21 protein-coding genes, 1 tRNA gene, 1 other RNA gene and 1 pseudogene are annotated in these 26,817 nt (G+C 62.5%); 14 read left to right on the forward strand and 10 right to left on the reverse strand.

All coding sequences use genetic code 11. The features are described from left to right. Nucleotides 1-141 precede the first annotated feature (141 nt). Nucleotides 142-1,362 carry a DNA polymerase IV gene (gene dinB / locus H609_RS0105285; protein WP_231369967.1) on the forward strand — a complete coding sequence of 407 codons (1,221 nt, stop codon included), beginning with the start codon at nt 142-144 and terminating at the stop codon, nt 1,360-1,362. Nucleotides 1,363-1,414: 52 nt separating this feature from the next. Then, nucleotides 1,415-1,615, forward strand: a pseudogene (locus tag H609_RS14385) (transposase); the annotation flags it as partial. A gap of 133 nt (nt 1,616-1,748) precedes the next feature. Here the strand turns inward: H609_RS14385 and H609_RS0105295 are convergent. Next, nucleotides 1,749-2,558 (reverse strand): Mut7-C RNAse domain-containing protein, encoded by an 810-nt coding sequence (locus H609_RS0105295; RefSeq protein WP_028484479.1) that lies wholly within the window; start codon nt 2,556-2,558, stop codon nt 1,749-1,751. A 142-nt stretch (nt 2,559-2,700) separates the two neighbouring features. Here H609_RS0105295 and H609_RS0105300 point away from each other — a divergent pair, with 142 nt between their 5' ends. The 3 genes from H609_RS0105300 to H609_RS14325 all read left to right on the forward strand — a co-directional run bounded on the left by H609_RS0105300 (nt 2,701) and on the right by H609_RS14325 (nt 4,271). Beyond that, nucleotides 2,701-3,063 carry a DUF1622 domain-containing protein gene (locus tag H609_RS0105300; RefSeq protein ID WP_017942547.1) on the forward strand — a complete coding sequence of 121 codons (363 nt, stop codon included), beginning with the start codon at nt 2,701-2,703 and terminating at the stop codon, nt 3,061-3,063. 133 nt (nt 3,064-3,196) lie between these two features. Then, complete coding sequence (locus tag H609_RS0105305; RefSeq protein ID WP_028484480.1) at nt 3,197-3,847, forward strand: SOS response-associated peptidase; 651 nt, start codon at nt 3,197-3,199, stop codon at nt 3,845-3,847. Between the two features lie 298 nt (nt 3,848-4,145). Next, entirely contained in the window at nt 4,146-4,271 is a 126-nt protein-coding gene (locus H609_RS14325; protein WP_018879056.1) for a hypothetical protein, read from the forward strand. A 43-nt stretch (nt 4,272-4,314) separates the two neighbouring features. On the opposite strand, the gene H609_RS0105315 is transcribed toward H609_RS14325, so the two are convergent. Next, nucleotides 4,315-4,578 carry a Txe/YoeB family addiction module toxin gene (locus tag H609_RS0105315; RefSeq protein ID WP_028484481.1) on the reverse strand — a complete coding sequence of 88 codons (264 nt, stop codon included), beginning with the start codon at nt 4,576-4,578 and terminating at the stop codon, nt 4,315-4,317. Further along, entirely contained in the window at nt 4,575-4,817 is a 243-nt protein-coding gene (locus tag H609_RS0105320; RefSeq protein WP_018139194.1) for a type II toxin-antitoxin system Phd/YefM family antitoxin, read from the reverse strand. Before H609_RS0105320 ends, H609_RS0105315 begins: the two co-directional genes overlap by 4 nt. Nucleotides 4,818-5,169: 352 nt before the next feature. Between H609_RS0105320 and H609_RS0105325 the strand changes: the two genes are divergently transcribed. Then, on the forward strand, nt 5,170-5,454 hold the full coding sequence (locus H609_RS0105325) for a type II toxin-antitoxin system Phd/YefM family antitoxin (protein WP_028484482.1): 285 nt from the start codon (nt 5,170-5,172) through the stop codon (nt 5,452-5,454). Between the two features lie 18 nt (nt 5,455-5,472). Continuing rightward, the gene (locus H609_RS0105330) at nt 5,473-5,775 is read left to right on the forward strand and encodes a type II toxin-antitoxin system RelE/ParE family toxin (RefSeq protein ID WP_028484483.1); all 303 of its coding nucleotides are present in this window, start codon (nt 5,473-5,475) and stop codon (nt 5,773-5,775) included. Nucleotides 5,776-6,063: 288 nt separating this feature from the next. Here H609_RS0105330 and H609_RS0105335 read toward each other — a convergent pair whose 3' ends face one another. The 5 genes from H609_RS0105335 to H609_RS0105355 all read right to left on the reverse strand — a co-directional run bounded on the left by H609_RS0105335 (nt 6,064) and on the right by H609_RS0105355 (nt 17,213). Further along, nucleotides 6,064-6,723, reverse strand: a complete 660-nt coding sequence (locus H609_RS0105335) for a carbonic anhydrase (RefSeq protein ID WP_028484484.1) — start codon at nt 6,721-6,723, stop codon at nt 6,064-6,066. Between the two features lie 2,114 nt (nt 6,724-8,837). Further along, nucleotides 8,838-9,257 carry a hypothetical protein gene (locus H609_RS0105340; protein ID WP_231369968.1) on the reverse strand — a complete coding sequence of 140 codons (420 nt, stop codon included), beginning with the start codon at nt 9,255-9,257 and terminating at the stop codon, nt 8,838-8,840. 552 nt (nt 9,258-9,809) lie between these two features. Next, the gene (locus tag H609_RS13740; protein ID WP_081659421.1) at nt 9,810-12,197 is read right to left on the reverse strand and encodes a DUF4238 domain-containing protein; all 2,388 of its coding nucleotides are present in this window, start codon (nt 12,195-12,197) and stop codon (nt 9,810-9,812) included. A 297-nt stretch (nt 12,198-12,494) separates the two neighbouring features. Continuing rightward, entirely contained in the window at nt 12,495-15,980 is a 3,486-nt protein-coding gene (locus H609_RS0105350; protein ID WP_028484486.1) for a DNA methyltransferase, read from the reverse strand. Nucleotides 15,981-16,310: 330 nt separating this feature from the next. Continuing rightward, nucleotides 16,311-17,213: a complex I NDUFA9 subunit family protein gene (locus H609_RS0105355; protein WP_028484487.1), complete on the reverse strand. Its 903-nt coding sequence runs from the start codon at nt 17,211-17,213 to the stop codon at nt 16,311-16,313. A gap of 173 nt (nt 17,214-17,386) precedes the next feature. Here H609_RS0105355 and H609_RS0105360 point away from each other — a divergent pair. From H609_RS0105360 to rlmM, 7 genes are all read left to right on the forward strand, one after another. After that, nucleotides 17,387-17,463 (forward strand) — tRNA-Val (locus H609_RS0105360). A 153-nt stretch (nt 17,464-17,616) separates the two neighbouring features. Beyond that, complete coding sequence (locus H609_RS0105365) at nt 17,617-19,179, forward strand: phospholipase D family protein (RefSeq protein ID WP_028484488.1); 1,563 nt, start codon at nt 17,617-17,619, stop codon at nt 19,177-19,179. A 65-nt stretch (nt 19,180-19,244) separates the two neighbouring features. Beyond that, on the forward strand, nt 19,245-19,793 hold the full coding sequence (locus H609_RS0105370) for an RDD family protein (protein WP_028484489.1): 549 nt from the start codon (nt 19,245-19,247) through the stop codon (nt 19,791-19,793). Nucleotides 19,794-19,866: 73 nt separating this feature from the next. Continuing rightward, a complete protein-coding gene (locus H609_RS0105375; protein ID WP_018880665.1) occupies nt 19,867-21,039 on the forward strand; it encodes an NAD(P)/FAD-dependent oxidoreductase in 1,173 nt (390 codons plus the stop codon). Between the two features lie 151 nt (nt 21,040-21,190). Beyond that, on the forward strand, nt 21,191-22,195 hold the full coding sequence (locus H609_RS0105380; protein ID WP_018866236.1) for a class I fructose-bisphosphate aldolase: 1,005 nt from the start codon (nt 21,191-21,193) through the stop codon (nt 22,193-22,195). Nucleotides 22,196-22,669: 474 nt separating this feature from the next. Further along, a complete protein-coding gene (soxB, locus tag H609_RS0105390) occupies nt 22,670-24,403 on the forward strand; it encodes a thiosulfohydrolase SoxB (protein ID WP_028484490.1) in 1,734 nt (577 codons plus the stop codon). A 97-nt stretch (nt 24,404-24,500) separates the two neighbouring features. Beyond that, the gene (gene rlmM, locus H609_RS0105395) at nt 24,501-25,577 is read left to right on the forward strand and encodes a 23S rRNA (cytidine(2498)-2'-O)-methyltransferase RlmM (protein ID WP_028484491.1); all 1,077 of its coding nucleotides are present in this window, start codon (nt 24,501-24,503) and stop codon (nt 25,575-25,577) included. Nucleotides 25,578-25,585: 8 nt separating this feature from the next. Here rlmM and H609_RS0105400 read toward each other — a convergent pair whose 3' ends face one another. Both H609_RS0105400 and ssrA read right to left on the reverse strand, forming a co-directional pair. Further along, complete coding sequence (locus H609_RS0105400) at nt 25,586-26,005, reverse strand: secondary thiamine-phosphate synthase enzyme YjbQ (RefSeq protein ID WP_028484492.1); 420 nt, start codon at nt 26,003-26,005, stop codon at nt 25,586-25,588. Between the two features lie 60 nt (nt 26,006-26,065). Continuing rightward, nucleotides 26,066-26,426: a transfer-messenger RNA gene (gene ssrA / locus H609_RS13745) on the reverse strand. Between the last annotated feature and the right edge of the window lie 391 nt (nt 26,427-26,817).

A 26,817-nucleotide genomic window follows, 5' to 3' on the forward strand; every position in this document is an offset into this window, starting at 1 on the left:
TGGGTGTCCTCTTTCTCTGTTCCTTTCTCTGTTGTGGGAGGCCAGCCCTCTGGTCGATCCAGCGCCAGCCATGCCCCTCGGCCAGAGGCTGGCCTCCCACAGTAGGGTGGGATGGGGCGGTAATTCATCGGTGTGGTCGGGATGCTGGCTGTTAGACTGCCCCTTCAGGGCGCGCAGCGTGCTGCGTGCCTTAAAGCCGAGTCCGGGTCTGATTGGCATTCCGTGAGAACCATCGCTCATCTCGATATGGATGCGTTTTATGCATCCGTGGATCTGCTGCGCTATCCGGAGCTACGGGGGCGGCCCGCGGTGATCGGCGGGCGACGTCTCTCCGTGCCGGAGCGAGGGGCAGATGGGCGGTATCGGTTCGAACGGCTCGGCGATTATCGAGGGCGCGGCGTGGTGACGACGGCGACCTACGAGGCGCGGGCGTTCGGGGTGCATTCCGGGATGGGGCTGATGAAGGCGGGGCAGCTGGCGCCGGATGCGGTTTTGTTGCCGGCGGATTTCGATGCCTATCGGGCCTATTCGCGCCAGTTCAAGCAGGTGGTCCGGGCGCGGGCCGATAAGGTCGAGGATCGCGGCATCGACGAGCTGTTCATCGATCTGACCGACGTGAAGGGCGATCCGGTGGTGACGGCGCGAGGGATTCGGGATGCGGTGCAGGCCGAGACGGGGCTGTCTTGTTCCATCGGCCTGGCCGCGAACAAGCTGCTGGCCAAGATCGCCTCGGATCTGGAGAAGCCGGCGGGGATGACGGTGCTGGGCGAAGGCGACCTCGAGGCGCGCATCTGGGCGCTGGGGGTGGGGAAGGTGAACGGTATAGGGCCAAAGGCGACCGAGCGCCTTAAAGCGCTGGGGATCGTTTCGATTGGCGATTTGGCGAAGGCCGATCTGTATCGGTTGCGCCAGCATTTTGGCGAGACCTATGCCTGGTGGCTGCACGAGGCGGCCCATGGCCGGGACGACAGCCCCGTAGTCACCGAGCGGGAGCCTAAATCCATCAGCCGAGAGTCCACCTTCGAGCGGGACCTGCATCCACGGGCGGATCGGGACGAGCTGACTCGCATCCTGGTGGCCCTATGCGAACGGGTTGCCGGGGATCTCCGTAGCAAGGGCTACTTGGGCCGGACGATCGGGATCAAGTTGCGCTATAGCGATTTCCGCACGGTTACTCGCGACCTTACGCTGGACACGTGGACGGACGACCCTCAGGCGATTCTGGCCGCGTCCCGTGGCTGCTTGCGCCGGATCGACCTGGGTCAACCGCTGCGACTGCTGGGCGTGCGCGTCACCAAGCTGGCCTCGGCGTCACGGAACACCCAGCTGGAAGCCAGCCGACAAACGACGCTGCCCCTGTAGATGCTCGCGGAGCGCATTGCTGCTGCCACGCGGCGCGCGAGCACGTTGAGGGGATGATGACGATGAACGACGTGTCCGGTATGCGCGGTTCGTGGAGCAGGGCGTCCCGGAACAGAAGCTGTCGCTGATGCGCGAGGCGCTGCAGCGCGGCCAACTCACCGTCAACCGGCGTTTTGTGGATGGGGTGGAGCAGGTCATGGGCTGTCGCATTGAGTGGCGGCGTCCAGGCCGTCCGCCGTCACGTCAGGCATGAGAGAATCAATCTGTCCCCGTTTCCCGGGTGTAACGCGCCCCATCCGGGGCCTGCGCATTGGCTTCTGAACATCCTGCAGATCACCGTTTTCAGGGGCTTGGTGACCTCGGAGATCATGCCAGGCCGCACAGGGTCAGATGTCGATGCCGACCGACCGAAAGCGCTGACGCAGTCGATCGTAGTGGCTGCCGCGCCAGTAGACCCGGCCGCAGCCGCTGCAGCGCACGAATGCGCCGAAGCGCTCGAGCACCCCGGGCGGCACCTCGCTCGGCTCGACCGAGTCGGCGAGTGCAGCGCCATCGATCGACCGGAGCTCGCCGTTACACCGCATGCAACGCGAGAACGGCTCGAACAGCCCGGCGAGCTGAAAGCGGTCGACCACCTCGCGAAGCTGTTGCAATGGGTCCGTAGCGTGCACGTACCGCCCGTGAGTCACCCGGCCGTCCTTCAGCAGGCCAGTGTCACGCGTGAGGATAATGCGGTGCTCGTCCTGCGCGGTGCGGATGATGAACTCATCGGAGAAGTCGTTGGCATACAGGCAGTTGAAGCCCAGCGCACGCAGGTAACCGGCCAGCCGTCCCAGATGCACATCGAGGATGAAGCGTGGTTCGCGCAGCGGCTGGGGTCGCAGGCGGGAGACGTCGCCTACGTCGAAGGCCTCGAACACCGGGTAGACCGCCACCCGCTCACCGCCGCGCAGCCGGTGGCCGAAATCCACTGCCCGCCCGTCGACCAGTACCAGGTCAACCTCCGTGTGCGGCACGCCCAGCGACTCGATGCGGTCCTTGACCGAAGGGGTTCCGTCGAACGCGTGTTCAAAGCTCTGGTATCGCCGTTCGGGCGCGAGGAAGTCGTTCAGCTCGGCATACAACCGGAAGGTCGCGGTCGCGCGGCCGAGGGATGCGGATTCGCGGTCCTTGGGCGGGCACATGCCTTCGAGCATACCGAAACCACCCCACGGAAGAGGCGCGCTTCAGCCCCGTTCTTCCCCGGGCCCGACAGACTCCTGGCGGTTCAACATTGGGCGGCGACCAACCGCCGGCAGTAGACTTGCCGCAAGTCGCTGACCCGAAAAGGATGCAGACATGAACGATGTCTTTCTTCAGATCGCCAACGCACTGGTACTAGGGCTCGAAGCAGTCGGCATCGCCGTGATCATCGGTGGATTCGTGCTGGCAACAGTGGTTTGGCTGGTGAACATGCGCCGCATGAGCACACACGAGGCCTACGTCGATTATCGCCGTCGCAGCGTGCGCGGGCTGATTCTCGGACTGGAGTTCCTGGTCGCGGCCGACATCATCATGACCGTAGCGATCGAGTACTCCATGGAAAACGTACTCATGCTGGCCCTGATTATTCTCATACGCACACTGCTCGTGTTTGCCCTGCACCTGGAGATCGAGGGCCGTCTCCCGTGGAACCAGTCGGAGGACGATAGCAAGACCTGACCCACTCGCAGCGGTGGACCAATGTCCGGTGTGATGATGCTGGAGCAGCACTGGGAGGCGATCGTGAGGTCGGCCACACGAGAATGCTGCTAACCCCACGACCCCAGGAGGGAGAGACGCCATGTGCGGACGGATGACGCGCTATAGCGCGACCAGCGAACTCGCCATGCGGTACTTCCAGGTCCCCGTCGACGAGGGGTTCGACGTACCCAGGTACAACGTTGCCCCCGGCACCCATCTGGAAGCGTTCCGGGCCGGCGAGGATGCGCCAGCGGCCTTCCAGCCGATGTTCTGGGGCTTTCGGCCGAGGCGCGTCGAGGACGGGCCGCGACCGATCAACGCTCGGGCCGAGACGGTCGCCACCAGTCGGTATTTTCGATCAGCGTTTGCGCACCGGCGTTGCATCGTGCTGGCCGACGGTTGGTACGAATGGCGCAAGACCGAACAGGGCAAGCAGCCGCACTACATCACCCTGACCGAGGATGCAGCGCAGGACATCCTGATGATGGCAGGTATCTGGGAACCCATGGTCGATGGGGGTGCCTGCTGCGCGATCATCACTGAACCCGCCAACGATCCACTTGCACATATCCATGACCGCCAACCGCTGATACTCGACGCACAGTGTCGGTGGGACTGGCTCGATCCGGGACTGTCCGAGCGTGACGACATCCGGGCCAAGACTCGCCGCTTTCCGCCGGACATGTTGCGCTATCACGCCGTTTCGAGCCGAGTGAATCGTCCGGTCGAGGACGACCCGGGCCTGATCGAGCCGAAGCGCTGATGTGAGGGAAGAAGATGGGTGGGAAGGTGGTAGAGGGTCAGACCTTGCTTCTTGCCTCCTTAGCTGACCAAGGGAAAAAAGCAAGGTCTGACCCCGGAGACCACGCGGTCTGCCGCCAGGGAGAAGATGGGTGTCCTCTTTCTCGAGGCTGGGGCCCTATCACTGTAGGAGGCGAGCCCTCTCGCCGATCGGGCGTATCCAGCGCCCCGCCGCCCGAAGGCCTGGGCTCCTGCGGGAGGTGGGGCTGCTGCGGCATGTAAACAAGATGGATGTCCTCTTCCGGTAACGATTGTCGCTGATGCGCGAGGCGCTGCAGCGCGGCCAACTCACCGGCAACCAGCGTTTTGTGGATGAGGTGGAGCAGGTCATCGGCTGTCGCATTGAGCGGCGGCGTCCAGGCCGTCCGCCGTCACGTCACGCATGAGAAAATCAATCTGTCCCCGTTTCCGGGGAATCGTGTAGCCGGCTTACTCGTAGTGGCTCCATAAACGAATCACCTTGACCACTCTGTCGTCTTCAAGCACCTGGTACACAAGCCGGCGGTGAATATTGATGCGCCGCGAGTACGCGCCGGAGAGATCACCCACCAGCTTCTCGAACGGTGGGGGCTTTCGATACGGATCTTCCGCGATCAGCGACAGCAGTTCATGTGCCTTTGGCTTAAGGCCGCTGGCAGCCAGCTTCTTCGCATCCTTTTGAGCCTGTCGGGTGTAGACCAACTTCCATGTCACCAATCCAGCTCCTCGTGGCATTCATCCGCCGGAGTATCCATGCCCTCGCGGATCGACTCGCGCATACCCGGCACCGATAGCAGGTACAGGGTCTCCTGAATCGCAGACCAGTCCGACTCGGATAGCAGGACTGCGTTGTTCCGCTTGCCGGTGATCACAATCGGCTCGTGGGATTCCGCCGTTTCGTCGATCAGCCGGTAGAGGTTGCTGCGCGCCTCTGTAGCCGTAATTCCCGTCATGGCGCACCTCGCAAGTGTGTGGGCTTCGACCAAGAGTACGCCTTCGCGTACGTCCCGTAAACCGTACGGGTATTCCGCCACTGCCAGACACCGCACAAACTGCGGCAACCGGCCGGATCGTTCCAGGAATTGTCCTTTCGTCCAGCCTGCAACGTCATCCCGAAAACCGCAAAGCGGTTATCCAGGATCTCGGGCGCCAAGGCAGGAGCGGACGTCAGAGATCCCGGCTCTGCGCTTCGCTCCGGCCGGGATGACAGTGTGGCACTTCGAAGAGGATGGGTGTTCTCTTCCTCCGCAGGGTGCTCGCCATAGCCCTTTTAACAGGTGCTATAGTCCGCCCTAACGGCGGCTTATGATGGAGCGGATTGCGATGATCAAATTTTCCGAAGATCTGGTCCCCCTGACAGACCTGAAGGCGAATCCCGGACGGGTTATGAAACACGTGGCCGAGGTTCACCGGCCCGTGCTGCTGACGAGTCGGGGCAGGGGTGTTGCCGTGGTGCAGTCGGTGGCGGATTACGAAAAGGCCGAGGAAGAGCGGGAGTTCATGCGGGCCGTCGTGGCGGGTCTGGCGGACCTGGAGGGCGGTCGGGAAGTCTCGCTGGACGAGGCCAGGGCGCAGCTCGGTCTCAACTAGCAATATGCCCGGCATACGATCACGTTTGCCGAATCCGCCCTGCGCGATCTCAAGCAGATGCAGGAGTGGTACTCGGAGCAAGGTGTGCCGGAGGTCGGACAGAGACTGGTACAAGAGATTTTCCAACGAGTTCAGGCCCTGAACGACCACCCCGACATCGGCAGGGTAGTGCCTGAATTTGACCAGCCGTTTCTGCGAGAGCTCGTCCATCCACCGTTCCGCATCGTGTACCGGCGTGATCCCGACCGGGTAAGGGTTGTCCGGGTCTGGCGAAGCGAACGCCTGCTGCACCTCCCTGGTGGAGCGTCGAAGAAGAACTAGGCCGCCACCAGACCTCCGCTCACGGTTTGTGGCGTTTGAACGCCATCCCGGAAACCGCAAACCGGTTATCCGCAATCTCGGCCGGCGGTGCAGGCGTTAGCGTCAGCGATCTCGATTCTCCGCCTCGCTCCGGCCGGGATGACGTTTTGGCCGCGGAAAAATAAATCTGTCCCCGTTTTTCTCGGTCGGCGCGGGGTTGGATTTTGTGGTTTCACCTGTCCGGTCGGCTTCGGGCAAGAGGCAAGATCTGGCCCCGTAGGTCCGAACGCCTATGCCCAAACGCGCTGGTCAGCCGATCGATCCCATCGGCCCGGGGTAGCTGACCTCCTCGAGCTTGCCGGTGTCGACGTCGTAGATGAAACCGCGCACCGTTACCGCGTCGGGCCCACTGCTGGGCAGCCAGGGATGATTCTTGATCACCGACATACCCCGCCGGACGTCCCACGCCAGGCGCTCCATGTTGTTGTCGTCGCGCGGCGAATCCAGTGGTTCGAGCGGACCGCGAAAAGCGTGGAAAGCGGCCGGACTACTTGAGGCCTGCCCAGTACTGATGAAGGTGCGACCGGTCGCCTGACCGAGCAGCTGCTCCGCTGCCGCATCACCCTCGAGACCGGCTTTGAGAAGGTCGTCGGTAAAGGCGAGCATTCCGCAACGCGTGTGGTGGATGAGGATGATCTCATTGGTATTCAGCAAGTGATGCGAAATGATCAGGCAGCGGATCGCATCCTCGGTCACGACGCCGCCTGCGTTGCGGATGATGTGTGCCTCGCCGGTCTGCAAACCCAGCAGGTCCTCTACATCCAGGCGCGCGTCCATACAGGCCACGACCGCCACGCGCCGCGACGGCTGGATGGGCTGCTCGCCGGGGTGGCTGGGTTCGTGGACCGGCTGGCCACTGGTGTATTGCTCATTATTGCGAAGCAGTTCATCGGTGCTCGAAGTGGCCATGGCGACGCCTCCAATCCTGTCTGACGCATGCCCATGCGTCGTTCCGCGTTGGCGGGTTTCTGTGCGTTCGGATAACTCTTCTTATAGCCACTCGTCCCGGACAATGAAAGGCGCATACAAGGCGCTTCGGTAACGCAGTCAACGGGGCAGGGCAGCACGCGGCACGGCCTCAGATCGTGCCTTTTGCCCCTGCGAGGCTGGAAGCCAACCCGCAAGATCGGAACATCCCTCGCGGATCTTCCTGGCTCATCGCGGAGAGTCCTCCAACAAGATCTGGGTACGTACGGGGGTGTCGAAGCATGGGCAAAAGGCAAGGTCGGGCCCCGGGCCCTCACGGTCCCCTGTAGGAGCTTGCTCGCAAGCGAAGCCCCCGCCAAAGCCGGACCCGGGCAGGAGCCTTCGCCTGCAAGCAGCCACCTACAGGGGGTGTCCTGGGCTGTGGGAGGCCAGCCCTCTGGCCGATGGTGTCGGGTCGAGCGCCGGATCGCTCAGGGGGCTGAGCTCCCACGGATCCGGGAGTATTTTCCTGCGGCGAGCTCAACCCCGTCACGCGCCCCCTTGCGCCACATAGGGCAAGACGGTATCTACCGGGGCTCGTTCGTATCCCGAGCCGGTCGTCAACCCCGAACCCGCGTAGCGGTTATCCGGGAACTCCGGCGCCGGGTTAGAACCTCGTTATTGCGATCCCGGCTCTTCGCTACGCTCGGCTGGGATGACTGCGAGAGAACCGGAAGAAGGTGGGTGTCCTCTTTCTTTCAGTCCCTGGCCTGGAAAATCATGTGCTTGCATGGGGTCAGACCTTGCCTTTTGGACCTTGCCTTTTGCCTCTCCCTTGATTCGTGGGCAAAAGACAAGGTCTGACCCCTAGTTGCGCGCTTCATCCAAATAGCACCTCCAAAGATCGTTGGGCCTGTAGGTGGGGGTAGTTTCTTCCGGGCGAGTTCGGGACATTGCTGTGCTGTTTATCCGATCCAACTGCTCTTGAGTCAGCTGGCTCACCATGGTCGCTTTATCCACATTAGAAGCGGCACCGCTCAGTGGCCATAGAAAAAGTGTTATCCATAGGAGCTTCCACATCAGCCGACCTCCATTGATGGTCGCTAGGGAAAGTAAGCCTGGCGCATGGGCGGCCTTGAGGTTGCGAGTGAAGCGGGGTTGCATGCCGATTATTAATCTCACCAACTTGCGATCCCTAGCCCGATCGAGAATAAGACAATGCCAATCACCCCCGTTTTATCTCCCTGATTCTTATCTGTTTGGTGTTGCTTTATCGCAACCCCAAACACAACTACGCCAAGCACGATCAAAAGTAGTGCAAAAGTGCTCATGAGTTACGGCCCCCATTTCTGTGACATTAGTTCCCGTAGGCCTGGCCCAGTTTACCCGTACCGCTGGCGGTCCCTGGCCTGGAAAATCATGGGGGTCAGACCTTGCCCTTTGCCTCTGCCTTGATGCGGGGGCAAAAGGCAAGGTCTGACCCCGAGTTGTACTGAGGTGTCCGAAATCACTTGACCACTACATCGGGCACCGGGAGATCCTATCTGCCGTGGAGGATGAACAAGGCTGTTAGAAGCATCGCGTTCGCGGCGAGGGATACCCATAGGACGATCGTCTTCCAGTCTGGACTGGGTGGGGCTCCAGGTCGGGAATGCGACGTCTGAGCCGGGCGAGTCCGGCGGACGCGAGCACCAGGATTGGATGTTCCCCCGGGTCGATCACCCGTTGATTTCTTGTTTTGGGCCGTTCTTTTCTCGTGGACATAGTCGCGATCGTAAAGCCCCATATTTGTCTCCTTTTTTCGTGCTAATCCGTTTCTAAAGCAACGTACGGCCTAAGTCGTCAGCGCCGGAAGGCGCGGGAAAAAGTGGGATGGCGCCATTGCGCGGCATCCGGGGGCGTGCCAATCCGTCGAAGTGGCCCCACACTCCTCCGGTCCCCTACGCGGTGCCGCAGCTGGACCGGATTCCAGAGCAAAAGCCTGTTTGGGGGCGGAATACGCCGTTTAAGGCCCTGAAAGAGCCAACTATCGTCAGAAATGCAGTTAAGACCGTCAGTTACCGTGGTCCGACCCCCTTTTTGGCACCGTGGTCCCAGGCGAGCGGATGTCTGGGCCGTCATCGCCGAGTGCCCTCCAGGAGGAGCTGGTTAGGCGCGGATTCTCGGAAGAATTCGGCACGGAATTCGCGGCGCGCGCGGATGCGGTGGTTGGTGCACTCGACCATTTGCGCTTCGGAGTCCCAGCTATCGCAGCCTTCCGGGACTTCATACTGGGCAATGAACGCGCGTTCAAAGGCGCGTTCCCTTCGAGCCTCTGCGGCTTCGCGCTGACGGAGTGCTTCTTCCCGCCGTTGTTGTCGCTCGAGGCGTTCCTGTTGGCCGCGCAGGCCTTCCAGAGCCGGTTTCACCAGCTGCTCGGTCGCTTCAGACTGGATCACTCCCAGCCGCTCGAGCATGTTGTTCACGGCCCGGATCTGCGTGTGGTAGTGCAACAGGTAGGCTAGGGCGAGGACGAGCGCGAGGATCAGGACGACCATGAGGAGTTGCTTGGTGCTCCGGTCCATCGCTGGCTCGTCCGAGTGACGAGGTTGTCGTCGCCGTTTACGACGGGGCGGCCCGTCGCGGTCGTAATCTCGGTCTGATAGCCCCATCCGTGCAGCTCTCTCGTTTTTTCCCTGGGCGTTCGTCGGGTCCTTGGGGGAGACCATACCAATCTTAAGCGAATCGCGCGTGCGCGCGCCCAGGGCGCCGGGGAGGACCCATTCCGCCGGTGAAATTCCTCGTTTAAGGCTCAGAAACCGGCCTTGAACGCACGAAAGTATCGTTCGAACAGGGGGTTACCGTGGTCCGATCCCGTTATCTCCGTAGCAAGAGGCAAGGTCTGACCCCGGAGCCCCGCTTTGATAGCTGAATATCCAGCAATCTGAAGCCCTCTAATTTCCATACTTTAACCTAATAAGGATAAGACCTAACGTTGCGCTCTGCGGCAAATTTGGAGCGCAGCGGAAATCTTGTTCGCCAGCAGCGCCTTGTTAGGACAATTTTGCACTTCGTACTTTCGGTAACCTTTCTCTCACAATTCAACAGGACTACAATTTCAACCCTACGTAATACACTGAACGAACTTTATCGTCATACCTTATGCAACCAGAACGAGCCAAAAGCCGTTGAACATTAATGTCATAGATACCACCATCAGGCACTAGAATCCTACAGTCGCCATTCAAAGACTCGGCGGTCTCCGAGGCATCGATCCGTTCAAGCTTCTTCTTGACTCGAGTTGCTGATTCACTGAGCCGATTCAGCCGATTAGGATCATTCTCACCTTTCAATACTAGTTGATCTGCATGCTTCAAGACTGCCCTGTAAGCAGCAAAGTGCTTCTGGCTTTTGATGAATGACTCAACCATATGATAATCCATTGGTATCCGATCTAATTTTCTATAAACATCGTTCCACGGATAAGACGCAACGCCCGCCTGTCTGTGCTGTGCAGACTGAAACTCAATCCACCTAGACTCACTGTCGGTTACGATGACCGAACCTGTCACCTGAGCTGTAAAAAGGGACATTTCATAGTTTGGCGACATACTAAACTGGATAAGCTGACCGTCATCACCTAGCTGCATTGGCCGCAACATGGCCAATGGAGTTGCCTCGGCATTCGCATCTAACGTATCAATCGACTGAGCAGCAACGTCCTCAGGCATACCAAAATCACTAACTAAACAACGAATTTTGACATCTCTAGGCATCATATGAATTGAGTTCAAATAGTCCTCAATTGCCAGCTTTGTATGGACCTCCATATCTCTCTGACTTTCAACAGCTCGTCGTCGGGATGTTGCCATCTCCATCATTGATCTCATTAAGTTCAGATCAAAATTACTAGGATCAGGAATGAGATTTATAAGGCCATAACCGACGTACGGCTCCAACTCCAACATAAACAAAATGTCTTTTAGCGCCTGGTACTTGTACTTGGCTGGGGCCTCAACTGGACTAAATTCTGGCTTAACGTTATTAGGATTGACTATTGGGGTCTCGATAAGAAACTCATCAAATAATGAAGCCATAGGTAACGCATGCAATCCGATAAGTCGAACATCAAGGGCGCCGGTATATAAAGCTCTGAATCGGCCGTCTGACTTTGGTAGCAATGAATATATATTGGTTTCACGGGGCCACAATACGGAATAGACACTATAAATATCGGAAATTTGCTTCTCCGTAATTTCACGCCTGACATCTAGCCATGTTTTGCCAGCGTCAAGCTCTAGAATTCCCTTGATTGCACGGCAGAAAGCCAAATTTCGCTCACGTATACTCAGCTCACTCCAACTGGTTCGTAATTCTTCCGGCAGATTCTTACAGCAATTCTTGTACTTGCGGCTACTACCACACCCACACATATCATTTCTGCCGATATTTTTTTCATCAATTTCTTTTTTCAAGTGGTGATTTTGAGGCGCTGTACGACCGAATGCATCCTGATAATAGGTACTACCATCTTCATAACCCGCATACATTTCGCCGCCGAAATGGAATAACTCATCAGACGGTGGAATTAGTACATGACGCAATTCATACCAATCACAAGTTAGTCTATTTTCAGGGTAAAGCCAGCTTTCTTTGCCAGCTGCAATTGCCTCTCTGGCTCTGGACTTGATTATGTAATTTATCTGTGTCACTTCATCTTGATTTAACCTTCTTCTATTGATGAAGTTAATAGTATTGACCATTGACTGCCGCATTCTTGTCGAATTTGTACGTTCCTCTACTGGGTTTACACCATCTGGATCTTGCGCATACTCTAGGTTAGTAAGAATTAAGCATCTATTTTTGTCCAATGGGAATATGGTCTGAGATCCCTTTAACGCTATATCAGGATCATTAGGGTACGCACATAACTCTGAATTCGGCGGACAGGCATGGTTGTAGATAGTTACAGGATGGTCAGAAAGAATGAACTTAACGTCAGAATCTTCAGCTGACACTAGTTCACGAATGCCTTCAGCCCATAGCGTGCAGTGGATAGTTCTCAAAGCCTGCATCTCAGTCATTAGCTGGATCTGGCTTAATTCCGGGTACTTAGTCTTGACCCAGTCCAGGCCTTTTGGTGTTCGTAGTTTCTGTGCATCTAGGTAGATGAAGAAGTCCTGAAAGTTATGGTGCCACTGATCCTGATCATCAGAGAGAAATGCTTTGACTGCATCAGCGCCATTATCATCAACTGGACCAAATAGCCTCCGTTCGACAGCGTCATTGACTAGCGTTCCGAAAAAGGTCGAGTACAGGTCTTTCTCGTAAAAGCATTGTGCTGGGGTGAACCAATTTCTTCCGTAGACGGTTTTGCTCGATCCGTCTTTTAGCTCGATCTCACGACGCTTAAGATGACGCAACTCATTATCGCGCTCATCAGTGAAGCCGCGCTGGTGCCATTGCGGTACGTAATGGTTATTTCTTGTCTGGCTCATTGCATATCCGACGCGCACTCCAATACGCACAGCGGTTAAAGTTTTGAGGGGAAGCGAGGCGCTGGGTTGAATGTATTTTCGAGGCCTAACAGTGATTAGATTGTGCGCACGGATACCAGATGAACGTGCGCGCGTGTTTAATTGGATATTGAACCGGGCGCGTGGCGTATGAAAGCGTCGTTGAATCAGTCGGATGGGTCGCCGGCGTGGTCCTAAGGACCGTGTTATCTCGCGCCGCTGTCGATGCGGTTTGTGGCCATCGCCGAGCGGTGAGCCCTTGATGCTGCTGGTCGTTTTTCATGTCAGGCGCCAGTGGTCGTTGTCGGTTGTGGCCTGGCCGAGGATTTGGAGGGCGGCCAAGACCTGGGTGATCGACTTCGTGGGTTTGCGTTTGAAATGGCTGGCCAGGGCTTCCGGGGTTTGGGTGCCGATGGCGAGGAGGCGGCGGACGGCTTCGACCTGGTCGGGCATGGATTTGGGCCAGGTGGGCTTTTTGGCCGGTTCGGTCGGGGTGTCGGCGGCGGCCTCGGGCTTGGCATCCAGGGTGGCGGTGGTCTGGGTGGCTTCGGGGGCCTGGTAGTCGGGGCGTAGCCAGCGGATGTGGCCCTGGGCTTCTTCGGCGGCGCGTTCGGCGTTGAGCGCGACGAGGCGGCTGAGGAGTTCTTCTTCGGCTTCGGCCTGGTCGGCGGGCTTGTCCGGGAGCGGTGTGGTGGCGCCGGGGCGGCCGACGAGGCGGTCGGCGAGGTCGTTCCAGCCGTAGGCGTCGAAGACGGCGCGGTCGAGGTTGTCGTGCAGTTCGCGCAGAAGGGAGACGAGGCCCTGTTCGTGGATGGCGCGTTCCTTGTCGGTCAGCGGTTCTTCGGCGCGGAGTTTCTCCAGCACGTTGTACATGCCGGTGAGGGGCAGGTCCGGGTGTTCGTGCTGGCGCGTCTTGCGGTGGGCGTCGATGCGTTCGGCGAGGTCGCCAATGGTGGCGGCCTGGTGGTCACCGAGTTCTGGGAAGGGGAAGTTTAGGAAACAAGGGCCGTTCTGCCAGCGTGGATCGTTGCCCATCCCCATGCGTCCGCCTTGGGCTAGCGCCCACCGGACATGCAGTCGGCTGCTGAGAACACCAAAGAAGTGTGGCTCCTCAACGGCGACGACTGCCAGCGATCCGTCGGCGAGTGTAGTGGCGGGGTCGAGGAACACAAACAGACGGTGTTTGGACACCTCGCTGGTGACAACGTAGCGCTGTAGGGCCTCGAGCGCCCGTCGCATGGCGGGTCTCGACTCGCCGAATATCCAGTACCGATCCCTGTGTGCTTTCCGTTTTACTTCATCGCGGAACGGCTTTACCTCGTCAATGACCTTCTGGAATCCGGGTGCGAAGGCCTGCTTGGCCTCCTGTTCTTCGCAGCCGAAAAAGTCGATGCAATAGCGCGGTTCACGTCGCTTCGTGAGGTCCGATCCGGCAATCAGCTGCGGGAGGAAGCGTGCCCAGCCCGGGTTCTCGGCGAGCCAGCGCTCTCGCTGATCCGAGCCGACGAGGAATCCGTTGCCGACCAGTTTGACCCCCTGAAAGACCAGCCCGTCGTTTGAGGCGAGGGGCTGCGCATCCACCAGGGGCGCACCGGCGGTCAGGTCCGTAAACAGGACGCCCCGGCGTTCCTGAAACTCGATGGTCCGCGCTTCATCGCCGGAATCCTTTTCGGTGCGTACGCGCTGAAGGATGCCTGGGGCGGGCCCTTTTCCGCCCACCGTCATCGCGATACGTACTGCTGCGCCGTCCACGGAATCCACCCAGGGGTGGTCGGGGATGGCGAACAGCAGGGCGATCGATTTACGAAGATGGGGATCGACGACACCGCGGTTGCGGCTCTGGACGATGCTGTTGGTGGTGATGAAGCCGAAACGGCGCACCGCGCCTTTCGATGCGAGTTCGGCCGCCTTGTGCCACCAGTACATGACGAAGTCGCAGGCGGGCAGTTCGGCATAGGTGGCGCGGACGGCTTCGGTGTAACCGTCGCCCAGGGCGTCTCGCATCCGTTTTTCGCCAATAAACGGCGGGTTGCCGACGATGTAGTCGGCTTCGGGCCATTCGGTGCGGCGCGGGTTGCTGTAGTGGTAGACGGGGGTGCGGGCGGTCTCGTCGGGGATGAGTTCGCCGGTGACGGGGCTTTTCTTGTAGCTGATGCCGTCCCAGATGGTCACGGGCTGGCCGTGGTCGTCGGTCATGGGTTCGCGGGCATCAAAGTCGATCAGCGCGTCGCGGCATTCGATGTTGTGGAAGTCGCGCAGGATGGGTTCGGGCAGGCTGAGGCGGCCGTGCAGGCGGTAGTGCCATTGCAGGTAGCCGATCCACAGCACGATCTCGGCGATGGCGGCGGCGCGCGGGTTGATCTCCAGCCCGAGGAACTGGTGCGGGTCGACGGTGAGGCCTTCGGTGTCGAAGGTGGCCTGTCCGGCGCTCAGGTCGCGGATGAGGTTGAGCACTTCGCCTTCGAGGCGTTTGAGGTGTTCCAGCGCGACGTAGAGGAAGTTGCCGGAGCCGCAGGCGGGGTCGAGCACGCGGACTTCGCGCAGGCGCTGGTGGAAGCGGTGCAGTTCGTCCAGGGCCTTGTCGGGCTTGTTCTGCTGCAGCCAGGCCTCGGCGGCCACCTGCACGGTGTTCCACTCGGCGCGCAGGGGCTCGATGAGCGTGGGCATGACCAGGCGTTCCACGTAGGCGCGCGGGGTGTAGTGGGCGCCGAGCTTGTGGCGTTCGCGCGGGTCCAGCGCGCGTTCCAGCAGGGTGCCGAAGATGGCGGGTTCAACGAAGCGCCAGTCGGCCTTGCCGGCCTGGATGAGCAGGGCGATCTGGTCGGCGTTGAGCGGGATGGGGTCGATGTTCTGGAACAGGCCGCCGTTGAAGCGCTGCACTTTGTGCATCAGCTGGCCTTCATAGCCGCCGGTGTTCATCGTCTCCCACAGCGAGCGCATGGCGTCGGGGAAGTGTTCGGGGTTCTGCTGCAGGCGCTCGAGCAGGGCGGTGAAGCTGCCCTTGGGCAGGAGTTCGACGTCCTCGCTGAACATGGTGAACAGGCAGCGCTTGAGGAAGTGGGCGACGCGCTCGACATCAAAGCCCTGCTGTTCCAGGGATTTCGCCAGTTCGGCCAGGCGCGCGCTGACCTCGCGGGTGACGCGGGCGGCGTGTTTGCTGGCGTCGAGCTGGTCGGGCGCCAGCCACAGGTGGCGCAGGCGCTGCTGGATCTCGGGGTCGCGCAGGTCTTCCAGGCGGATGCGGTGGCGGCTCGGGTCCGGGTACGGGACATAGGTGCCGCCGGAGCGGGAGAACTCGGAATAGAGCTCGAGGCTGCGGCCGACATCGGTGACCACGATGAACGGCGGGCGGCCTTCGTCTTCCGGCAGGGCGCGCACGTACTGGTCGGCCTGGTTCTGCGCGGCGAGCATGGCCTTGTCCCAGCCCTGGGTGTGCAGGCCCTTGCCGGTCTGCTTGGCCTCCAGCACGAAGCAGCCGCGGCGGTAGAGGTCGATGTAGCCGCGGTTCTCGCTGCCGTCCGGGTTGCGGATGGTGACGCGGCGTTCGAACACGTAGGCGTTGTCGGCGGTGTCGTCGCTGGCCGGGTCGGGGTGGGGCAGGTCCAGTAGTTTGCACAGCTCGGTGAGGAAGAGCTGGTAGTTGGCGCGCTCGGAGCCGCCGGTGTCGCGCCAGCGGTCGAGAAAGGCCTCGACCTGTTCGGGCGCGGCTATAGGGGCGGGGCCGGATTCTTCGGCGTGGGCCGGGCGGGCCGCGAGTCCATCCATGTGACGCATGTCCATTTACGTGTTGGGCCTGACCTTACCGATTCTGTTGGCGGTTGTCCTGTGGGGTTCGGCCCTTGGGGTGAGGTGTGTAGTGCCGTGGTGGGTTCGGGCGTGGGAGATCCCGGCTCTTCGCTTCGCTGCGGCCGGGATGACGAGCGGGTGCTGCGGGCGGGATGACGGTGTGTGGTGGGGCACAAATTGTGGGAGTGTGCTGTGGGAGCGTGCTTGCACGCGAAGCCTTTGACTGTGTCTGGCTTTGGCAGGGGCTTCGCCTGCAAGCAGGCTCCCACAAGGGGAGGCGGGCTGGTCGGGTAATTTCTTCGGGTGGGGTTAATGGGTTGGGAGGCAGTCGGGCAGGGATTGTTCGAGCGAGTGGGGGGTGATGCCGAGGTCGGCGAAGGTGCCGAGGGTGGGGTTGGCGATGTTGTCCTGTTGCATCAGGTAGAGCTGGTCGCGGGTCAGGGGTGGGTTGGGGAGCAGTGAGCCGAGGGCGGCCAGGGCGTGCCAGACGGTAAATGGTATGGGCAGCATGGGGCGTTTGCGGCCCAGGTGCGTGAGGACCAGACGCATGATCTGGCGATAGGTGAGGATGTCCGGGCCACCGAGTTCGTAGATGGGGTGTGTGGGCGGCGCGTCTGCGCACAGGCTTGCGAGGGCGCGGGCGATGTCGCCGACGTGTACCGGTTGCAGGCGGGTGGTGCCGCGGCCGAACAGGGGAATGACCGGCAGCGGCGTCAGGCCGGCCAGGTTGCGCAGGAAGGCGTCGCCCGGGCCGAAGAGGACGCTGGGGCGCACGATGATGGCGCTGGGGAATTCGCGGAGGACGGCGGCTTCGCCTTGCGCTCGGGCGCGGATGTACGACGAGGGCGAGCGGCTGTCGGCGCCGATGCCAGAGATCTGCACGACGCGCTCCAGTCCCGCGTTTCGGGCGGCGCGGGCGAGGCGCGCGGCGCCTTCGACGTGGATGGTGGTGAAGCGCAGGTCGCGTTGCTCCACGTACAGGCTGACGGCGTTGATAACGCCCCGGGCGCCTTCCACGGCGCGGGCGACATCGGCATCGTCCCGGATGTCGGCGCGGCAGTGCTCCACTCGGGGATGATTTTGCAGAGAATCGGGTAGTACCGGGCGGCGCGAGGCGATGCGCACGGTGTGCCCGGCGTCGAGCAGTTCTTGCACCGTGGCGCGGCCGAGAAAGCCGGTGCCGCCGAATACCGTGATGCGCTTCGGGTGCATGGTGAGCCCCCTTGGTTCAAGTTCGCCGGGCGGTATGACTGAGCGATGGCTTGTCGCGCAGACTGGCCGGGTCAGCGGCGTCGCGTTGCCCCTGGGAAAGCCGGATGGCGCTGCGTTGCGATGGGCTTTGACAGGGGGCGGGGAGTCGGTAGAATACGCAGCTCGAAGACGACAGGCGCGTAGCTCAGCTGGTTAGAGCACTACCTTGACATGGTAGGGGTCGTTGGTTCGAGTCCAATCGCGCCTACCAGTTTGTAGAAAAAAGCGAGTCAGGGTCCGCCCGGCTCGCTTTTTTTGTGTCCGGGGTTCGGGCGGGCGCGTCGACAGGGCCGAGTAGAGGCGGCAGGCTGAGCGCTCGCGTGGGGTTTGAAAGGGGGGCTTCGCGTCCGGCGATGGCTTGGTGATGCGTTATCCGGTTTGGTTTTCCTGGCTTGTGGCGGTGCTGTTGCTGGCGCTGGTGGCTGGCTGTACCCCGCTGCAGCCGGCGCCGGAGCGTGCCTGGCAGGGGCTGGAGCCGCCGGCGACCGAGGGGCCGCTGGCGACGTGGCTGCAGGGGCATCCGCCAGCCCGGGACGAGGGCAAGACGGGCTTCCGGCTGCTGGACGAGGGGGCGGAAGCGTTTCGCTGGCGCGTGATGAGCGTGCGCATGGCACGCGAGCGCATTCAGGTTCAGTCCTACATCTGGCGCGACGATGCGGCGGGCCGGGTGCTGATGGGCGAGCTGCTGGGGGCGGCGGATCGCGGGGTGCGGGTGTCGCTGCTGCTGGATGACATCGATGCGCGCGGGCGCGACGCCACCCTGGCCGCGATCGATCAGCACCCGAATATCGAGGTGCGGGTCTTCAACCCGTTTCGCAGCCGCGAGGGCTTGTTGCGCGCGAGTGCGGAGTTCTTCTTCCGCGGCAGCGACCTGAACCACCGGATGCACAACAAGGCCTGGATCGTGGATGGGCATCTGGCGATCACGGGCGGGCGCAATGTGGGGGACGAGTATTTCGAGGCCAGCCCGGACTACAACTTCGCGGACCTGGACCTGGTGGTGGTGGGGCCGCTGGTCCGGGAGATCGATCTTTCGTTTGTGGAGTTCTGGAACAGTCCGGGGGCGATCGGGGTCGAGCGTCTGGCGCGGGAGAACGCCTCACCGGAGCGGCTGGCGATGCAGCAGGGGGCCTTGCGCGCCTGGCTGGCACAGAACCACACCCACCCCCTGATGCAGATGGAGCCCCTGAACGGATTGCCGGTGCCGCAGCCGGTGGCGGATGCGGCGGCCTATGTGTGGACTACGCAGGCCGAGTTCGTGGTGGATGACGAGGCCAAGGCGCGCGGGCGCGGCGAGGGTTCGCGGGTTGCGAATGCGCTGGGCGAGCGGCTGCTGGGCGTGGAAGAGGAACTGCTGATCGTGTCGCCGTATTTTGTACCGGGGCGCGACGGGGCGGCCCAGTTGGCGCGCATGAGCGAGGCGGGGGTCCGGATTCAGGTGCTGACGAATTCGCTGGCCGCCAATGATGTGGCCTTTACCCATGCGGGCTATGCGAGCCGGCGCCACGCCTTGCTGGATGCCGGCGTGGAGCTGTTCGAGCTGCGCCCCACCGGGCCGCCACGCTGGGCGCGCCTGGAGCGTGACCGCGGGATCGATGCCTCGCAGGCCAGCCTGCACACCAAGCTGCTGGTGTTCGACGGCCGCGAGGCCTTTGTGGGCTCGTTCAATCTGGATCCGCGCTCGGCGCATACCAACAGCGAGTCGGGCGTGTTCCTGCGCGAGCCGGTTCTGGTGGAGCGGCTCGCGGCGCTGCATCAACAAGGGATTCGGCCGCAGGTGGCCTACCGGGTGGGGCGGGATGCGACCGGCGGCCTGGTGTGGCGGGACGGCTCCGGCAATGCCCACCGTTACGAGCCCAAGGCGGGGCTGTGGCGGCGGTTCGTCTCCGGCGTGACCCGGATTCTTCCGGTCGAGCCGTTATTGTAGGGGCCGGCCGGAGGATAGAGGCCGGCCAGCGGCCCAGACACTCAAGGAAAGGAGAGCGATCGATCATGGAATGTGGACAGTGTGGCAAGCAGAACCCGCCGGACGCGCGGTTCTGCATCCAGTGCGGGGCGCCGATGGCGGCCGGAGCCGGAGGGCACGACGGCCCGCCCGAGGATCGCGCGGCCTATGGCGGGTTCTGGGTCCGCGTCGGGGCCTATCTGGTGGATGGCGTGATCATCGGGGTGCCGCAGATCGTCGCGCAGGCCGTGATCAGCCCGGAGACGATGGCGGTTCGCGGCCCGGATGACCCGGTGCCGCCGGCGGAGGTGGCCTGGTTTCTGGTGAATATGCTGGTCGCCTGGCTGTACTGGGCGGGCATGCACAGCTCCCGGTATCAGGCAACGCTGGGCAAGATGGTGTTCGGGCTGCGGGTGGTGGACTTCAACGGCGAGCGGATCTCGTTCCTGCGCGCGACCGGGCGGCATTTCGCGACCATTCTGTCCGGGATGATCCTGATGATCGGCTACATCATGGTGGCCTTCACCCGGCGCCGGCAGGCGCTGCACGACCTGATTGCGCAGACCCTGGTGGTGCGCAAGGAGTGGGTGCGCTGAGCGCGGGCGGGCGGCTGCGCCACATCCCGCTGGCCTCGGGGAACGTTTGGTGACGGAACCGGGGCGGGCAACAGTGGACTTCGACGTGGTCGTAATCGGCGGCGGCGCGGCCGGGCTGATGTGTGCGCTGACGGCGGGCGGGCGCGGGCGGCGGGTGCTGGTGCTGGACCACGCCAACCGGGTGGGCAAGAAGATCCTGATGTCCGGTGGCGGGCGCTGCAACTTCACCAACATGTACTGCGAGCCGGAGAATTTCATCTCCGCGAATCCGCATTTCGTGAAGTCCGCGCTCAGCCGCTACACCCAGTGGGACTTTATCGCCCTGGTGGAGAAGCACGGCATCCCGTACCACGAGAAGAAGCTGGGACAGCTGTTCTGTGACCGGTCGTCGAAGGACATTGTGCAGATGCTGCTCGACGAGTGCGCGGCGGCCGGTGTGACCGTGCGCACGGATACACCGGTGACGGATGTGGCCACGGGGGCGCCGCATCGGCTGCAGGCCGGCGGGGATGCGATTGCCTGCGAGTCGCTGGTGATCGCCACGGGCGGCTATTCGATCCCGCGCATGGGGGCTACCGGCTTCGGGCTGGACCTGGCGCGTTCGCTGGGCCTGGCGGTCCAGCCCACCCGGCCGGCCCTGGTGCCGTTCACCCTGGGCGGGCGGCCCCTGGAGGAGCTGGAGGGGCTGTCGGGTGTGTCGCTGGACACGGTGACCACCGCCGGGGGCATGGGGTTTCGGGAAAACCTGCTGTTCACGCATCGGGGGCTCAGCGGGCCGGCGGTGCTCCAGGCCTCGTCGTACTGGGTGGAGGGGGAGCCGGTGGCGATCGATCTGTTCCCGGGCATGGACCTGGCCGCCCATCTGCGCGAGCTGCGGGAGCAGCGCCCGAAACTGGAGCTGAAGAGCGTGCTGGGGGAGCAGTTGACCCGCCGGGTCGCGCAGCGCTGGTGCGAGCTGTGGGTGGAGAACCGGCCGCTGGAGCGCCTGAGCAATGCCGATATCGAGCAGGTAACGGGGGTTTGTCAGCCCTGGACGGTCTGGCCGTCCGGGACCGAGGGCTACCGCACCGCGGAGGTGACGCTGGGCGGGGTGGATACCGCCGCCCTGTCCTCGAAGACGATGGAGTGCCGCTCGATCCCGGGGCTCTATTTTATTGGCGAGGTCGTGGACGTGACCGGGCATCTGGGCGGGCACAACTTCCAGTGGGCCTGGGCCTCCGGGTACGCGGCGGGCATGTACGTCTGAGCGGGTTTTTGTGCGCCGCGAACACGGCCTTTCGTGCTGTTCGGGAAACTGTGCTGGGGTTTCGCCTGTCGGGTTGGAAGGACCCGTGTTGGAAGAACCCGGGGTAGGTGACTACTCTTCAAATTCCCAAGCAGCAACGCAAGGAGCAGGCATGAAGATCGATCAGTTGGTAGAGACGGCCGAAGCGATGGTGGCCCCCGGCAAGGGCATCATCGCCATCGATGAATCCACCGGGACGATCGGCAAGCGGCTCGGCGCGGTCGGGGTCGAGAACACCGAGGAGAACCGGCGGACCTATCGCGAACTGCTGCTGACCACGCCGCAGCTCAACGAGTACATCTCGGGCGCGATCCTGTATGACGAGACCATCCGCCAGTCGACCCGCGACGGCAAGCCGTTCGTCGACGTAATGAACGAGTCCGGCATCCTGCCGGGCATCAAGGTGGATACCGGCGCGAAGGACCTGGCCGGGTTCCCCGGCGAGAAGGTGACCGAGGGCCTGGATGGCCTGCGCGAACGCCTGGAGGAATACGCCAAAATGGGCGCGCGGTTCGCCAAGTGGCGCGCGGTGATCACGATTGGCGACACCATGCCCACCGACACCTGCATCGAGTCGAATGCGCACGCGCTGGCGCGGTATGCCGCGCTGTGCCAGGAGCAGGGCATCGTCCCGATCGTGGAGCCGGAGGTCCTGATGGACGGCAGTCACGACATCGAGACCTGCTACGGCGTGACCGAGGCGACCCAGCGCGCGGTGTTCAAGGCGCTCTACGAGCATCATGTCCTGCTGGAGGGCACCATCCTGAAGGCCAGCATGGTGCTGCCGGGCAAGGACTGCCCCGAGCAGGCCAGCGTGGAGGATGTCGCGCATGCGACGCTGCGCTGCCTGGAGTCCGCTGTGCCGGCGATCCTGCCCGGGATCGTGTTCCTCTCCGGTGGGCAGAGCGATGCCGACGCCACCAATCACCTGGATGCGATGAACCGCATCGGCGGGGCCCCGTGGCCGCTGTCCTTCTCCTATGGTCGCGGCATGCAGCAGGCGGCGATGGAGCTGTGGGGCAAGGACATGGGCGCCAATTTCGAGAAGGCCCAGCAGACGGTGTACGAGCGCGCCCGCGACAACGGGCTGGCGGCCCAGGGCAAGTACGCGGCCTGAAGCTAATGCCGCATGGCCTGGATCCAGGGCCGGATCCACGGCCGGGTCCACGGATTGGGGGATCTATTGATCTGGATCAAGAAAGACCGGCGGATGGCTGACTAGCCTGAAACCGTCGGATCCGAACAACGGCCGCCAAGGAGCGCACGATCCCCCAGCGTGCAGGCGGCCGGATGCTTCCGACGGTGTATGTCGCGTCTTGGCCTGCTATCTCCGGATAGCAGGCTTTTTTGTGTCGATTGCCTGCCGAACTGTGACGCATTCCTCAGGAATTCAAAGTTTCGCGATCTCGCGGGAAGGGGTGGCGAAGGTGGGCGCTTCTCCTGCCCATGTCCGGGAAAATGTGGTTAGTGCAGGCTCGCTTGGCCGGCTCTGGCGGAACATTAATGGGTTTTGCGCGTCGGGAACTGCGTGGGGCCGCGGTAATGCCCCGTCGTTTGACGAGAAATCCAGAAGATCACCAAGGAGAGCGACATGAGTCTGACACGCCGAGAGTTCCTGGAGGCCATGGTGGCCGCAAGCGCCGCCGGCTTCTCGATGAATGCCTGGGCTGGCGAGAAGGGATCCTGGCGACCGGCCGATGCGGATATGTATGACCTGCCGAAATTCGGGAATGTCTCGCTGCTGCACTACACGGACTGCCACGCGCAGCTGAAGCCGGTGTACTTCCGCGAGCCGGACGTGAACATCGGGGTTGGCGACATGCAGGGCAAGCCGCCGGTGATGGCCGGGAAGGAACTGCTGGAATACTTCGACATCAAGCCCGGTACGCCGCTTGCGCACGCCGTGACGCACATGGATTTCAAATATGCGGCCGAGAAGTACGGACGCCTGGGCGGGTTCTCCCACCTGTCCACGCTGATCCAGAAACTCCGAGCGGAACGCCCGAACTCCCTGTTGCTGGACGGAGGCGACACCTGGCAGGGCTCGGCCACGTCGCTGTGGACCAACGGCCAGGACATGGTGGATGCGCAGAAGCTGCTGGGCGTGGACATCATGGTCGGCCACTGGGAGTTCACCTTTGGCGACGAACGGGTGATGGAGGTCATCGAGAACGACTTCAAGCCCAACAACATCGAGTTCCTGGCGCAGAACATCGAGGATCGCGACTGGGGCGACCCGGTCTTCGAGCCCTACACCATCCGCGAGATGAACGGGGTCCCGGTGGCGGTGATCGGCCAGGCCTTTCCGTATACCTCGGTGGCCAACCCCGACTACATGTTCCCGGACTGGAGCTTCGGCATCCGCGACGACAACATGCAGCGGATGGTTGACGAATGCCGCGAGAAGGGGGCCAAGGTGGTCGCGATCCTGTCGCACAACGGCATGGTCACGGACATGGAGATGGCCCGCCGCCTGCGCGACGTGGACGTGATCCTGGGTGGCCACACCCACGATGCCGTGCCCGGGGCGATGGAGATCGAGAATGCCGGCGGCGAGCGGACCCTGGTGACCAACGCCGGTTCCAACGGCAAGTTCGTGGGCGTGATGGACCTGGATGTGACCGACAGCGGCATCCGCGACTACAAGTTCACGCTGCTGCCGGTGTTCTCCAACCTGATCGAGGCGGACGCGGAGATGGAAGAGCATATCCGCAAGGTTCGCGAGCCCTACGAGGACAAGCTGAGCGAAGAGTTGGCGGTTACCGACGGCGTGCTGTATCGACGCGGCAACTTCAACGGCACCTTCGACGAAGTGATCATGGACGCGATGATCAAGGAGATGGATGCCGAGGTGGCCCTGTCGCCGGGCTTCCGCTGGGGCGTGAGTGTGCTGCCGGGCTCGCCCATCACCTTCGAGGAGCTGATGACGCAGACCGCGACCACCTACTCGGAGACCCAGCGCAACGAGATGACCGGCGAGCAGTTGAAGAACGCGCTGGAGGACGTGGCCAACTCGATCTTCAACTCCAACCCCTATCACCACCGGGGGGGCGACATGGTCCGGACCTCGGGGATCGAGTACACCATCGATCCGCATGAATCCATGGGCAGCCGCATCAGTGATATGCACATCAACGGCGAGCCGCTGGATCCGGACAGGAAGTACGTGGTCGCCGGCTGGGCGAATGTCCACGAGCCGCTGGATACGGACCCGGTCTGGGACGTGGTGGCCAACTACCTGCGCGAGCACGACACCATCAGCCCCGGCAAGCCCTACCTGCCGCGACTGAAGAACGTCGAGGGCGATCCCGGTCTGGATCGCTGATCGACCACCCTGGCTTGGCCCGCGCGAGCGGGCCGGTTAGTCTCGCAGCCGCCGTGCACTGCCTGCACGGCGGCTTTTTTGTGGGAGCGATCCGGAGATGGAGACAAACGGACTGGGCTTCTCGGGCCTGTTGCTGTACTGCCGGCCAGGGTTCGAGGCGGATCTGACGGCGGAGCTGACCGACCGCGCGGCGCGGGCGGGATTGGGTGGCTTCGCGCGCGTGCGCGCCGGCAGCGGCTCGGTTCACTTCGAGCCGGCAGATGGCTCCGTCGAGGCGCTCGCGGGGGCGCTTCCGTTCTCCGCGCTGATCTTCGCGCGGCAGGTGTTCCCGGCGTTTCCGGTCCTCGAGGGGCTGGATCGCGCGGACCGGCTGACGCCAATCATCGAGCAGGCGGAGGCCTCCGGTCTGGCAGTGGATTCCGTCTGGCACGAGATGCCGGATACCAACGAAGGGAAGGGGCTGCGCCGCCTGGTCAAGGCGGTCGAACGGCCGCTGGCGGCGGTGCTGCGCAAGCGCGGGGTGCTGCGGGCCCAGGCGGACGGGCAGCGGCTACATGTCTTCTGGCATGCCGGCGATTGCGTGCAGCTCGGTGTGAGCCGGCCGGGGGAGCGCAGCGAGTGGCCGGGCGGCATTCTGCACCTGCGCTCGCCGCGCGAGGCCCCCAGCCGCTCGACCCTGAAGCTGGAAGAGGCGTGGCATACCTTCATCCCCCGGGACGACTGGGACACACGCCTGGCGCAAGGCATGCAGGCCGTGGATCTCGGCGCGGCGCCCGGTGGCTGGACCTGGCAACTGGTGCGGCGCGGGATGTACGTGCACGCGGTGGACAACGGGCCGATGGATGACCGGTTAATGGCCACCACCCAGGTGGAGCATCACCGCGAGGATGCGTTTTCGTGGGAACCCCCGAATCCGGTGACCTGGCTGGTCTGCGACATCGTCGACAAGCCGGGGCGCGTGGCGGCGCGCATGGCGGACTGGCTGGAGGCGGGCTGGTGCCGCGAGGCGATCTTCAACCTGAAGCTGCCGATGAAACGGCGCTGGCAGACGGTGGACCAGTGCCTGGACCATATCGAGGAGCGCCTGCTGGACGCCCGGATCGCCCACCGGATGCAGGCGCGACAGCTCTACCACGACCGCGAGGAGATCACGGTCCACGTGCAGCGCGACTGAGTCGGGCGTTATTCGCCCTGCACGGTAATGGTCAGCCGGCGCGTGTGGGCGGCGTAGCGGTGTTCCCACAGGAAGACGCCCTGCCAGGTGCCGAGGATCAGCCGCCCCTGGCCGACCGGGAGCGTCAGGTCGTTGTGTGTGAGCATGGCCCGGGCGTGGGCCGCCATGTCGTCGTCGCCTTCCATGTCGTGGCGGTAGGCGTGGTCGCCGTCCGGGGCCATGCGGGCGATCAGGGTTTCCAGGTCGTGGCGGACGTCGGGATCGGCGTTCTCGGTGACCAGCAGCGAGGCGCTGGTGTGGTGCTGGAAGACGTGGCAGGTGCCGGTGGTGATGCCGGAGGCACGGACGATGTGCTCCACGGCCTGGGTGATGTTCAGCGTGCCGCGGCCGCGGGTCTGCTGGGTCAGGCTGTCCTGGTACACGGCCATGCATCTACCTCGAATGCAAACAAAAAAGCGCCCGCAGGCGCTTGATTGGTCGGTCTAATTTGGTGGAGGCGGCGGGAATCGAACCCGCGTCCGCAGGACCTCCGCCTTCGGCTCTACATGCTTATTCTGTCTTTGAGTTTAACCAGCCGCTACCCGACAGGCAGGGAATGCAACTGGCGATCCCGGTTGAGTTTTAATGGATCCACGCCGGGCACGCTTCACCACGAGCTTATGAGAGTCGACGCCCGATACTGGACGCATAAGCACGGCTCCAGTCGGACGGCATCTACCGGTTTTTAAGCGGCGAGTGCGTAGTTGTCGTCGTTGGCAACTATTTTTTTGCAGCGGTTTTTACGAGGTCCACTACAGCCTCGGCATGCACCTCAGGTTTCGCGACCCGCGTCGAAGCCAAGTCGCCCCCAAGTACTGTCATGGACATGGTAACGCATCCGAAGTTCCCCGGCCATGTGATTCATCGGTGGGTAGAAGGTCAAGGGCGGGTTCACCACGAAGCTCACGAAGGCACGAAGGAGGGCCAGGTCAAGAGCGGTCTACAGGAAGACGGGGCGCTTGGGAAGGGTTTGGATAATTTGCTCTGGAATGGACCGGTCCGCGGGGCCGGGGCATCTATGAGATGACCTGCGCTAGCTTCCTGGCTTCCTGCGGGTCGTCCTTGAACTTCTTCGTGCCTTCGTGTGCTTCGTGGTGAAAATGCCGTACTTCGGCTTCGAATGGGGCAGATGCGCCGGGTTGGCAGGTCCCGCGCGGGGGGCGGGTCCGGTACAATGCGCGGCTTTTGGCACGTCCGGTTC

Source organism: Thioalkalivibrio sp. ALE17 (assembly GCF_000425605.1).
Classification (GTDB): Bacteria; Pseudomonadota; Gammaproteobacteria; order Ectothiorhodospirales; family Ectothiorhodospiraceae; genus Thioalkalivibrio.